Origin of the sequence: Hamadaea sp. NPDC051192 (assembly GCF_040682475.1) — a bacterium.
Lineage (GTDB): Bacteria > Actinomycetota > Actinomycetes > Mycobacteriales > Micromonosporaceae > Hamadaea > Hamadaea flava.
The window spans coordinates 1-11,621 of the sequence record NZ_JBFBAZ010000195.1 but is presented as its reverse complement, the minus strand read 5'-3'; the positions used below and the strand labels follow the sequence as shown (position 1 = coordinate 11,621).

Sequence of the window (11,621 nt, the reverse complement as noted above, 5' to 3'; positions counted from 1 at the left end):
GATACCTCCGCGCACTCAACACAGAAACCACAAACATCGATATAGTCACATCGATCCGATTACCGGGTCAACGTTTCATGTCACACCACTAGCAAAGTGATTCCCGACAGCATCGCCATACCCGCGCCGGCCCCCGCCACCAGCGCGATCACAGCGGCGTTGGCCAGACGCGGCGCCACCGACAAGGCGGCCACCGCCATACCCGCCATCACGATCGACACGGCGAACCAGCGCCGGCGCGACAGCCCACGCACGACCATCGGCCCGGCGACGATACCGATCCCGAAACCGGCGAACAGCACCCCGAACAAGATCGCGAACGTGGCGTCGCCACCGCCGAGCGAGCCGGCGTAGAACTTCGCGGCGCCCACTACGACACCAGCTCCGGTGAACGCCCCGAGGACTCCCACCATGAGGCCCCGCACCAGAGGTGTCGCGACCACATAGCGGGCGCCGACCGCCAAGTCGCGCCACATGCCAGATGCCGCGCGCTCGCTTGGCCGACCCCGGCCGGAGATCTGCTTGATCCCGAACCACACCACCACAGCCGAGGCAAGGAACGTCGCCGCATCGAAGTACAGCGCGATATCGGCGCCACCGAGACCGCCGGGGCCTGGGAGCCTGGCCAACGCCGCGAAAACAAGGGCTGCCAGTACCGGAGCCACGCCGTACGTCGTCGCCAGCGTGAGTTGGTTGGCTACCTCCAGCCCCTCGCGTGAGAGCAGATTCGGCACGGCCGCGTCTTTGGCCGGGGTCCACACCATCGCTGCGGCCTGCGCGATGAACAGCGCCCCTGCCGCCCACGCGACCACCAGTGCCGGTCGGTCCACCAACAGTCCGACCATGGGGATCGACGCGAACAACACGAACCGCAGCACATCGACGATCACCATCGTGTATCTACGATCGAACCGGTCGGCCATGACCCCCGCCAGCGGTCCGAGCAACACCGCCGGCAGCAACTGCACCGCGATCACCGAACCGAACGCCGCGCCTTTGGCCGCAGGCGCCGCCACCTGTGCTGTGGCGAACGAGGGAGCCGCCAGCAAACCCAGCCAATCGCCCAACGACGACAAACCCAGCACCAGCCACAGGCGGCGAAACGGGCGTATGACCAACACCGACGCCAGCCTGCCGAGGCCCGGCGTCCCCACCGTCGACCCGGCGCCCTCGTGACCTTCGGTCATTCGGGCCCCTGCGGCAGGCGCCACCCTTTCACCCTACGACACTGTCACCCGGCGGTCGGCGTCATCGCCTGCCTGCGCCATTTCATGACTTCCGGGTACGCCGGTAGGCGATCCATGGGTGGCGAGTCAGGGCTCGAAGGCTTCTGACTCGCCACCTTGTCTGTCTAGGCGTCGGCGTACGCGAGCGTCGCCGGCGCCGGAGTCCGGTTGCGGAGCGTCGCGGCGCCGACGGCTGCGAGCCAGATGGCTGCGGTGCCGTTGAACATCGCGACTGAGCCCCAGCCGTTGGCGGCATAGAACTCGGAGGAGTTGAAGCCGAAGTACATCGACGGCACGGCGGCCAGGTGCAGGGCGGCGATGGCGAAGGACGACCAGCCGACCCATGGTGCGAGCGCGCGCGACCGCAGCACGGCGTACCCGAAGGCGAGGCCGAAGACGGCCAGCATCAAGTGGGTGATGGCGCCGTACAACAGGTAGGTAGGGACGGTGCGGGTCGGGTCGATCAGCTCGGTGGTCTTGATCGCGCTGCCGCCTTCGAGTCCCTTGGCGACCATGTCGATGATCGTCCACGCGACGCCCGCGGTGCCGGCGACCGCACCGAACCACTCGTACCGGGCGTCGGCTCGGGTGATCAGGAACCGGACGCCGGTCATGAACACCAGGAACAGCGTGAGCGCGAGGAAATTGAAGAGGGTGCGGGTCAGGATCAGTCCGTCCGACATGGGGCTGCCGGTCTCGACGCCGCAGACTGCGGGGTCGCAGGCCGGCACGACGAAGTAGAGAGGGAGTTCGGCCATCGCGAAGACTGCCCCGGCGATGGCGGCCAGTCCGACCCAGCGGCGGGCAGCGCCCGGGTACTGGATCTGTGTAAGGAATGAAGTGTTCACGGCATGCACAGTAACAACAATTGTGTAAGCCGTCTACAATTCTTCTCGGATCTCGGAGAGGATGCAGGTCATGAGCCCACGCAAGGCACCCGAACGCGACGCCGACCTTGACTCGCTGCCGCCCGGCCTGGCCGCAGCCTGGGGCGTGGTCGACACCGAGCCGCGCCGCGGCCCGAAGCCCGCCCACAGCGTCGACGAGATCATCGCTGTCGCCACGAAACTGGCCGACGAGGAGGGCGTCGCCGCCGCGTCCCTGCCGAAAGTCGCCGGCCAGATCGGAGTGACCGCCAACGCGCTGTACCGCTACGTCGACTCCAAAGAAGAGCTCATCATGCTCGTCGCCGACCGTGCCTGGGGCGACCCGCCCACGCTGCCCACCGATGGCTGGCGCGAGGCCGCGGCCGTGTGGTGCCGCGGGCTCTTCGATCGTTTCTGCTCCCGTCCCTGGCTGCTGGACGTGCCGGCGACCGTGCCGCTGACGCCCCACAACGCGGCCTGGCTGGACGCACTCATCACCGTGCTCAAGCCGACCGGCATGGCCGCGCCGCAGATGCTCACCTGCGCGTACCTGCTCGACAGCCACGCCCGGTATGGCGCCAACCTCCGACGCAACATCCCGACGCCGGAGGCGCTGCGCAGCGCGCATCCCGACCATCAGCGCACGACGGATGCGGTCCGCACATTCCTGAACAGCCAGCTGCGCTCCCGCCACCTCAACGCCGTCGCCGACGTCGTGCAGGACCCCTCGTTCCTGGCTGACGAGCCCTCGCTCGACGGCTTCGAGTTCGGACTCGCCCGGATCCTCGACGGCATTCAGGCGCATGTGCGGCAGTGAGAACACCCATCCGAACGCCGAGTGCTGGTAGGCCGCAGGGTGGTGGTCGGCGGTTGCGCATCGAACAGGCCTGATGCATGCTCGGCTGGCGTGTGGCGGCCCATCCGGCCACGGGGACGAAAGCCAAGCCAATGGAGAGGCCGATGGCGCGCGAGCCGGTTGCCGAGCAGGACAGCACCTCCGTCGCGCCGACGCTCCGCCGTCGCGCACCGAGGTTCCTCGTCAATCGGGACTTCGCCCGGCTGTGGTACGGCCAGGCCATCTCCACCGTCGGCGACTACGTCTTCGACACCACCGTCACCATCTGGGTCGCGACGCAGCTGATGGACGGAAGTCGATGGGCACCGGCGGCGGTCGGCGGCGTGATGATCTCCGCTCTGCTGGCCATCATGGTGATCGGCCCGGCGGCTGGGGTGTTCGTCGACCGGTGGAACAAGCGGCGCCTGATGCTGCGATCGGAAGTCGTCCGCGGCATCCTCGTCGCCTCGCTGCTTCTCCTGACTCTCCTGCCGGTTGGCACGATCCCGGTCTGGCTATGGCTCGTTCTCATCTACGCGATCGTGTTCGTCATCAACGCCGCGGGCCAATTCTTCAACCCCGCTCGCTTCGCGACGATCGGCGACATCGTGTCGGACGAAGCCGACCGGACCAAGGCCTTCGGCCTCGGGCAGGCGACCTCGGCGACGGCGGCGATCCTGGGGCCGCCGCTGGCGGCGCCGGTGCTGCTGACAGCGGGCATCGGCTGGGCGCTGTTCGCGAACGCGGTCTCCTACCTGGTGTCGTTCTTCGCCATCCGATCGGTGAACTTCCCGCCCGAGGAACGCACCGCCGCCGGGGAGGCGGTCACCGACAGCGGATCATCCTGGTGGAGCGAGTTCACGGCCGGCCTGAGAATGTTCGCCAAGAATCGGTTCCTGGTGGCGCTGCTCATCGTCTTCATCCTGTCGTCGCTGGGCACCGGGTCCATGACGGCGCTGCTGGTCTTCTTCGTCGGTGAGAACCTCCATGCCGCGCCCCAGTACCTGGGCCTCATGACGATGGTCTACGGCGTGGGCTCCATCATCGGCGCACTGCTGTCCGGCCGGCTCGCCGCGTGGATGACCGCCCGGCGGCTCACCTGGCTCGGCCTGATGGCAGGCGGACTTCTGTTCGCCCTCTACGCACGGCAGACCAGCTTTGTCATCGCTGCCGTCGTGATGTTCGTCGTCGCCGTTCCGGTCGCAGCCATGAACGCCAGTCTCAGTCCACAGTTGATAGCCGTTACGCCGCGCGAGTTCCTGGGGCGTACGGTCGCTGTGATCACGCCGATCAGCATGGCCGCGACGGCATTGTCCGTCATCGCCGGCGGCTGGCTGGCCAGCACGGTCCTCAACGGCTTCCACGGCACCGTACTCGGCCTGCACATCGGCCGGATCGACACGATCTTCATGGTCGCGTCGGCGCTCGTCATCACCGCCGGGATCTACGGGTTCTTCGCTCTGCCGCCCAGCCCTCCCCGGGAGCCGATGGTCATCCCGAACCAGCGCCGCGGAATAGCCAGGGCGCCAAGGGAGCTGGACACTCGCCGCGAAACGAGCCGAACAGCGGACGCGTATTCTCCGCGCGAATCGGCGATCATGGTGTGGGCCACTCAATGACGCGGCTCGCACCTGGTGTTCGCCTCTCACCCGGACACCGCGGTGGCCCTGATCGACAACGCGGCGACCGAGAATGCGTAAGAGAGCGACGACGCTATGAGCCACGGCCTGCGCGTACACGTCCGCTGGGCGGGCCGAACGGCGTACCGCAATTTCATCCCCGCCTGAAATCGAACGGCTCCGGCGGCTCGGTGAGGCCGGAAACTGGCGGAGGGCGCGGTCGGTAAATCGCGATGGGGCGCGTTCTATCGCACGCCGCCGCACGAAGCTCACCGCTGTGGGCGTCGCCACGGTGGGGTTCGCCGGATGCAAGCTGCCCGACCGTCCCCGTGCCAGCATCGTTGAGGCCGTCATCCTGCCTGGTGCCAGGCGTGGTCAGGAGCGTGAGGCGTTCCGCCTGATCCGGCAGATCGACCGGCAACCGGCGGCGAAGCGGGTTGCTGGTCGAGCAGGTCGCCCTCGCCGATGGTCCGGCCGCTCAGGCGCTCTTCGGCGCGGTGCCGGCGTGCTTCGCGTTACGGCTGATCGACGACACCTTTGCGGCGGGACTGAACAGGATCATTGCTCGAGTTCACAGGGTCACGATCGGGAGATCAACGCATCGCCGGCGTCCGTTCGCGAGTAGAGCACTTCACGTCCGCTGCGTCGGCGGGTGACCAGCCCGGTGCGGCGAAGCGTTGTGAGGTGTGTGTTCACGCCGCCGGGGCTCCAGCCGGTTGTTTCGGCGATGGCGCGGGTGGAGGCGGGTTGTTCCAGTGCGCGAAGGATGGCAGCGCGCCGCCGACCGATCAGTTCTTCGACTGCATCGCGTTTCGAGGTGTCGGGCTGCCACAACTCGCCAACGCCGGGTGGTTGATAGGTCAGGGCGGGATCCCACGGAGCGTCGATGCGTGGCCAGACGCCGGATGCGAATACCGACGGGATCAGCAGCAGGCCGCGACCGGCCAACTCTATGTCGCGCGACTGCTGCGCGGCCGGCGAGACGGTCAGTATCTCGCCATTCCAGGAGACCATCCGATTCAAATCGCGGAAGGCCGTGGCTCCGCCGGCCGTGACCAGGCGGCGGGCCCGGGCGGCGATCTCGGACTCGAGGAAGGCGGTCATCCGCAGCCACCATGGTGCGAGTGCAGCGTCCCAGAAAGCCCTCATCTGTGTGATCAGTTCGCCCAGAGCACGCCGGGGATCCTCGACGAACACAGACATGGTCGCGGGTACGCCCTCCGGATAGGCCCGTCGAACGTCGTCCGCGATGATCGCCGGCGGGGTACGCCCGACTCTGGCCAACTCGTCAGCGAGCAGAGGATGCGGGCTGACCGGAGCCGGGGCGTTGAAGTTAGGCCATGCTCGGCGGCCCAGCGGGTTGACGGCGTACAGCAGGTCAAGCCGCAGGCCGGCCAGCCGGGGCAGGGCGGACCCGATGAACCGGCGGTGTTCGGGGAACCGGCCGGGCAGCCGCAAGACGTAGGTGGCCGCGGTCAACTCGATCAGCGGCGCGATCGCAAACCGGGTCCGCAGCAGATCGTCGCGCCCGAACCGGAACCTGATCTGCGCCTGCGCCTCAGGCATAGGATTCAGAATAGTCTGTATCTGTTGGAGCCTGAAGAGGTCAGGCACCAAGCTCGCACTCAAGACCACTGAGAAGAAGTGCGAGGAATCGTGATGGGCAAGTTCGTGATGCACAACGTCGTCTCAGTCGACGGGTTCATCGCCGACGACAACGACGACGTAGGGCCGCTGTTCGACTGGTACTTCGCTGGCGACGTACCGGTCGGTGGCTTCACCGTCACCCGGCAGTCGGCCGACTATCTCGAGTCGACCTGGGCGCAAACCGGGTGCCTGGTCATCGGCCGGCACCTGTTCGACCTGATGAACGGCTGGGACGGCACCCCACCGGCAGGCATCGCGCACGTCGTGGTCGTCTCCCACCGGCCACGGCCCCAGGGTTGGCACCCCGACGCGCCGTACCACTTCACCGGTGACATCGAAGCCGCGGCCGAACAGGCCAAGATGCTCGCCCAGGACCGCGACGTCGGCATCGCCGCAGGCGAGGTGGGCGGGCAGTTCCTCGCCGCCGGACTCGTCGACGAGGTAGCCATGGACATCGCCCCGGTCGTCATCGGATCCGGGAAACGGTTCTTCGGCTCGATCCGCACCCAGCAGCTCCTGGAAGATCCGGACGTGGTCATCCGCGGCCATCGTGTACTCCACCTGCGATACGCGGTGCGCCATGGATGAGGAACTCCTGGCCCACGCGCGAGACCTCGCCGACAGCAACCGCTACCTCACCCTGGCAACAGTCGACCAGGACGGCCACCCCTGGACCTCGCCCGTGTACTTCGCCGCCGACGCCGACCTACGAGAGTTCTACTGGGTCTCCTCGCCCACGGCCCAGCACTCCCTCAACCTCGAGAAGCGACCCGACGTAAGCCTCGTGGTGTTCGACTCCACTGTCCGGCCCTATCACGGACGGTGCCTCTACGCAGCCGGCACCGCCCAACCGCTCACCGGCACCCAGATACACCAAGGCCTGACAATCTATCCCGGGCCACCGTCGCGTGGCGGCTCTTCGGTGTCGACAGCCGACGTCACCGGAACAGCACCCTGGCGCATCTACCGGGCCGAAGCCTCCGCGCTATGGGTGCTCTGTCCCCGAGCACCACGACAACCATGCGATCGACACGGGCGCGCGGACGACCACCGGCAACGCCTCCGCTAGCACCACCAGCCACCACGGAAGTCGAACCACTGTCGTTGGCGGGGAGTGCTTGGAGGCCGCTCGAGATCGCTGAGTGCACGTCAGTTGCGTTTGATGCTGCCGGACTACGACCGGGGTGGCTGGGCGCGCACCACGGGCGTTACCTGGCCAGCGGCAGCTTGGCTGCCACGACGTCGGTCTCGGTGAACGATGGTGGCTCCGCGAGCCTGTCGCGGTATGCCTCGTTGATGATCCGGACCTTGCCGTTGTCGAGGTGGAATCGCCGGCCGGCGTCATCCGGGAAGGCGTCCACCACCGCGTAGCTGGTCGGCCCGAGCCGGATCGCCAGCCAGGCGGTGGACTGCGGAGAGACCGGCCTTAAATGCTGATCGGTTGCGGGCCGAGGATCGGTGGGACAGTCCCCCTGCCGAGCCCCGGCCCGCCAGTCGCTGCGCGAGTCAGTGAACCTGCCTCAGGAGCGGACCAGTCCGTGTGGATCCAGCACGAACTTCTTCGCCATACCGTGGTCGAAATCGGTATAGCCCTGCGGCGCCTCATCTAGTGAGATCACTGTGGCGTTCACGTTGCGGGCGATGTTGGTGCGTCCGCTCAGAATCGCCATCATCAGCTGCCGGTGGTAGCGCATGACCGGACATTGGCCGGTGGTGAACGAGTGAGATTTCGCCCAGCCCAGGCCGAGCCGAATCGAGAGTGACCCGACTTTGGCCTCCTCGGTTTTGGCACCTGGGTCGCCGGTGACGTAAAGCCCGGGGACGCCCAGCGCGCCACCCGCACGGGTGGCCTCCATCAGCGAGTTCAGCACCGTCGCCGGTGCTTCGTTGCCCGCGTCGGAGCCGTGTCCATGTGCCTCGAAGCCCACGCAGTCGACGCCGCAATCGACCTCCGGCGTACCGAGGATCTGCGCAAGCTGATCCTTCGGCTCGCCATCGCTGACGTCTATGGTCTCGCAACCGAAGCTGCGAGCCTGTTCAAGACGGTCCTTGTTGACGTCGCCGACGATGACGGCCGACGCGCCGAGCAGGAACGCCGACGTGGCGGCGGCCAGACCGACCGGACCGGCGCCGGCGATGTACACGGTCGATCCCGTGGTGACGCCGGCGGTGACGCAGCCGTGATAGCCGGTCGGAAAGATGTCCGAGAGCATCGTCAGGTCGCGGATACGAGCCATCGCTTCGTCCTTGTCGGGGAAGCGCAGCACGTTCCAATCCGCGTACGGGATCATGACGTATTCGGCTTGGCCGCCCCGCCAGCCACCCATGTCGACGTAACCGTAGGCGCCGCCGGGCTGCGTGTTCACGTTGAGACAGATGCCGGTCTTGCCTTCCTTGCAGTTGCGGCATCGTCCACATGCGACGTTGAATGGGACCGAGACCAGGTCGCCGATGTCGACGTACTCCACGTCACGGCCCTTCTCGATCACCTCGCCGGTGATCTCATGACCGAGGATGAGGCCGACCGGCGCAGTGGTGCGGCCTCGCACCATATGCTGATCGCTGCCGCAGATGTTGGTGGAGACCACCTTCAAGATGACGCCGTGCGGGCACTGGCGGTCGGCGTTCAGCGACGGAACCCCGGGACCCGGTTCGAGCACGAGCTTCGGATAGTCCACCGATTCGACGCTGACCTGGCCGGGACCCTGGTAGATAACTGCCTTGTTTCCTGCCATGTTGATCATGCCCTCCGCGCTCAGAAGGCGCTGGCCGCAGCCTCGGCCACCGTCTGGTCCTGCTTGCCGTCGCCGCCGCTGACGCCGACCGCCCCGACGACCTCGCCGTCGGATCGCAGCGGCACGCCGCCAGCGAAGATCATGATGCGACCGTTGTTGGACGTGTGGATGCCGAAGAACTGGTTGCCTGGCTGTGAGTTGGAGCCCAGCGCCTCCGTCTCGATGTCGAATGATCGAGCGGTGAACGCTTTGTTGATCGAGATGTCGACGCTGCCGATCCAAGCGCCGTCCATGCGTTCGTGTGCAATCAGATTGCCGCCGGAGTCGACGACCGCGATGTTCATCGGCTGGCCCAGTTCGCGGGCGCGCTCCTCGCCGGCGGCGATCACCCGCCGTGCGTCCTCAAGCGTCGCCGTCTTCGTCTGCTTCATGATTTCCCCCGTACGCAGCGCGGGCACGCCCACGGCACACCAGCGCATTCGGGCGGCGGCTCGACGGGCAATGCCCTTGGTTTCTGCTGACGCTTGAAACGCTACGCGTACCGACCTCAGGCATCAGGGCGTTTGCCCGACGACGTGGGTGACTGACGTGCGAAACCGCAAGAGTTGATCAGGAGGGACCGGCCCGGTTTGGTTGACTCGCGGGTAGCGCGGTTCAGGCCGCGTGTGCGGCGGTGCGCAGTGTCTCAATACTCGATGGGGGAGTCGTCCGAGACGGGCTTGACGGGGTCGGTGGCGGCCCGGACCCAACCAGCGGGTACGTCATGTGGCGTCATTGGGTGATCAGCGAGGCTGCGGCGCGGTCTTCGGCGCGAACTTGAACGAGATCGCCTCCATGATCCGCTTGCGCTTGGTGTTGTGGAAGGCAGCGATGCGCCACTGCCCATCAGCCTCGCGGACGACGGTGTAGGTCTGCGTCTTGCTGAACTTCTCCGGAGCCGGCCGTGCTCCCTTGTAGACGTCGCCCGTAGTGCTCACCACGGCCGTGTCCGGCCCGTAGAAGCGAATCTCGGCGATGTCGACGGCGAGCTTGGTGCCCTTGAGGAACTGGGCGAACAGCGCCTGGTGTGAGGCCGCGATCTCGTCGCGACCGTGGTAGGGCGTGCCGACCCAGGTCACGTAGCTGGCGTCGGAGGTGAAGCAGGCTCCATAGGCCTTGCCGTCACCAGCGGCCCAGGCGTCGGCGCTGGCGTGCAGGACACTTTCGATCGCGGCGCGGTCGGTGATCATCATGGCCTTCTCCCTTATGCTCTACTCGAACAGATGCTGCTTAGGTACAGTATCTGCGTATATGCAGATACTGTAGAAGGGAAGATGATCTGATGTCAAGCGCCGCGAAGCTGCACGACGTCTACCGCCACTACCTCGACGCCGTCGTGCTGCATGGTCAGGCCACCGCCCAAGCGCTCGGCATGCACGCCACCGACCTGTACGCACTGAGCGTGTTGCAGTACGCCGGCCGCCTGACCTCGGGCGAAATCGCCGAACGAACCGGCCTGACCACCGGAGCCGCCACTCGCCTCATCGATCGCCTCGAATCCCGAGGACTCGTCCGCCGAGTCGTCGATCCCGCCGATCGCCGGAAGGTCGTCGTGGAACCGGCCGACGTGACAGCCCTCGAAATCGACGAAGTCGTCGGCCCCGCCCGGCGGCGGCTGGGCGAGATCTTCGCCGGATTCGACGCGGCGCAGCTCGACGTCCTGAGCGCGTACTTCCTCCAGGCCACGGCGGCGTACCAGGCGGCCACGGAAGAAGTCCGGCAGCAGCCGCGCTGATCGGCTACCTACGTGCGTCACGTCTCACAGCCTGTTGTATAACCCGGTTGGGTGGTACAACAGCGCCCTTCTCGGGCGTCCCTGCCGCCGGCCGCACCCTGCTGGGTGAGTCGGCGTTGGGGTTCCTGCGTCAACGGGACGGGCTTCACCGGCGGGCTGATGTCCGCCGGTCAGAGCCGTCCCTCGGCAAGGCGTTGATAACCGGGCCTCGCACTTAGGGGTCCCGGATCTGGGCATCATGCTGCTCGCCCCAGACAGCGAGATTCACGGCGGCATTCAAATCGCGATCCGCCTCAAAGCCACACACGGTGCAGGCGAACACCCGCTGCGACAACAACAGGCTGGTGGCAACAGCACCGCACGCCGAGCAGGTCTTGCTGGAGGCGAACCACCGATCGGCGATCATGACCTGCCCGCCCGCCCACAGCTGCTTGTAGCCGACCATACGCGCCAGCTGCGCCCAACTCGCGTCGCTGATCGACCGGGCCAGCCGCCGGTTTCGCAGCATGCCTGCCGTGTTCAGGTCTTCCAACACCAGCCGGTCGTGGGTTTTGACCAACTGGTTGGCGACCTCATGCAACGCGTGCGTACGAACGTCTCTGATCCGCCGGTGACAGCGGGCCAACCGCGCCACCGCCTTACCACGGTTGATCGATCCGCGCTTTGCCCGCGACACCCGCCGCGACAAGCGCCGCAACCTCGGCAAACCCGTACCCAACGGCCGCAGCGGCTCCACCCGCAGCCTCTGCCGACCGTCTCGGTCGGCGGCCACCACCAGCGCGGTCAACCCACGATCCACACCCACCCACCCCCGGCTCTCGTCTGCGGCAGACGACCGATGACGGCGGGCCGGATGCAGATCTGCGGCCTCCACTGTGACGCTGACCGTCCACCGGCCCGCACGGTGCGACACCGTGGC

13 protein-coding genes are annotated in these 11,621 nt (G+C 66.9%); 5 read left to right on the top strand and 8 right to left on the bottom strand.

Annotated elements, in window-relative coordinates:
- Window positions 1-80: 80 nt before the first annotated feature.
- The gene (locus AB0M47_RS39560; protein ID WP_363423387.1) at window positions 81-1,187 is read right to left on the bottom strand and encodes an MFS transporter; all 1,107 of its coding nucleotides are present in this window, start codon (window positions 1,185-1,187) and stop codon (window positions 81-83) included.
- Between the two features lie 164 nt (window positions 1,188-1,351).
- A complete protein-coding gene (locus tag AB0M47_RS39555; RefSeq protein WP_363423385.1) occupies window positions 1,352-2,074 on the bottom strand; it encodes a hypothetical protein in 723 nt (240 codons plus the stop codon).
- A 70-nt stretch (window positions 2,075-2,144) separates the two neighbouring features.
- Between AB0M47_RS39555 and AB0M47_RS39550 the strand changes: the two genes are divergently transcribed.
- Entirely contained in the window at window positions 2,145-2,909 is a 765-nt protein-coding gene (locus AB0M47_RS39550) for a TetR/AcrR family transcriptional regulator (protein ID WP_363423383.1), read from the top strand.
- A gap of 143 nt (window positions 2,910-3,052) precedes the next feature.
- Complete coding sequence (locus AB0M47_RS39545) at window positions 3,053-4,546, top strand: MFS transporter (protein ID WP_363423381.1); 1,494 nt, start codon at window positions 3,053-3,055, stop codon at window positions 4,544-4,546.
- Window positions 4,547-5,125: 579 nt separating this feature from the next.
- Here the strand turns inward: AB0M47_RS39545 and AB0M47_RS39540 are convergent.
- Window positions 5,126-6,226, bottom strand: coding sequence for a winged helix-turn-helix domain-containing protein (locus AB0M47_RS39540; protein WP_363423379.1), 1,101 nt, complete (start codon window positions 6,224-6,226; stop codon window positions 5,126-5,128).
- On the opposite strand from AB0M47_RS39540, the gene AB0M47_RS39535 reads away from it, so the two are divergent.
- Together AB0M47_RS39535 and AB0M47_RS39530 are read left to right on the top strand one after the other, a co-directional pair.
- Complete coding sequence (locus tag AB0M47_RS39535) at window positions 6,206-6,781, top strand: dihydrofolate reductase family protein (RefSeq protein ID WP_363423377.1); 576 nt, start codon at window positions 6,206-6,208, stop codon at window positions 6,779-6,781. The genes AB0M47_RS39540 and AB0M47_RS39535 overlap by 21 nt on opposite strands.
- Window positions 6,774-7,262, top strand: a complete 489-nt coding sequence (locus tag AB0M47_RS39530; RefSeq protein WP_363423375.1) for a pyridoxamine 5'-phosphate oxidase family protein — start codon at window positions 6,774-6,776, stop codon at window positions 7,260-7,262. Before AB0M47_RS39535 ends, AB0M47_RS39530 begins: the two co-directional genes overlap by 8 nt.
- A gap of 139 nt (window positions 7,263-7,401) precedes the next feature.
- Here AB0M47_RS39530 and AB0M47_RS39525 read toward each other — a convergent pair whose 3' ends face one another.
- The 4 genes from AB0M47_RS39525 to AB0M47_RS39510 form a co-directional block, all read right to left on the bottom strand.
- Window positions 7,402-7,557: a hypothetical protein gene (locus tag AB0M47_RS39525; RefSeq protein ID WP_363423373.1), complete on the bottom strand. Its 156-nt coding sequence runs from the start codon at window positions 7,555-7,557 to the stop codon at window positions 7,402-7,404.
- A gap of 156 nt (window positions 7,558-7,713) precedes the next feature.
- Window positions 7,714-8,928 carry a formaldehyde dehydrogenase, glutathione-independent gene (gene fdhA, locus AB0M47_RS39520; RefSeq protein ID WP_363423389.1) on the bottom strand — a complete coding sequence of 405 codons (1,215 nt, stop codon included), beginning with the start codon at window positions 8,926-8,928 and terminating at the stop codon, window positions 7,714-7,716.
- A 20-nt stretch (window positions 8,929-8,948) separates the two neighbouring features.
- On the bottom strand, window positions 8,949-9,359 hold the full coding sequence (locus AB0M47_RS39515) for a heme-binding protein (RefSeq protein ID WP_363423371.1): 411 nt from the start codon (window positions 9,357-9,359) through the stop codon (window positions 8,949-8,951).
- Window positions 9,360-9,710: 351 nt separating this feature from the next.
- Window positions 9,711-10,160: an SgcJ/EcaC family oxidoreductase gene (locus AB0M47_RS39510; protein ID WP_363423369.1), complete on the bottom strand. Its 450-nt coding sequence runs from the start codon at window positions 10,158-10,160 to the stop codon at window positions 9,711-9,713.
- An 89-nt stretch (window positions 10,161-10,249) separates the two neighbouring features.
- Between AB0M47_RS39510 and AB0M47_RS39505 the strand changes: the two genes are divergently transcribed.
- A complete protein-coding gene (locus AB0M47_RS39505; protein ID WP_363423367.1) occupies window positions 10,250-10,702 on the top strand; it encodes a MarR family transcriptional regulator in 453 nt (150 codons plus the stop codon).
- A gap of 214 nt (window positions 10,703-10,916) precedes the next feature.
- Here AB0M47_RS39505 and AB0M47_RS39500 read toward each other — a convergent pair.
- The coding region (locus tag AB0M47_RS39500) for a transposase (RefSeq protein WP_363423365.1) at window positions 10,917-11,621 on the bottom strand (705 nt) is incomplete at its 5' end.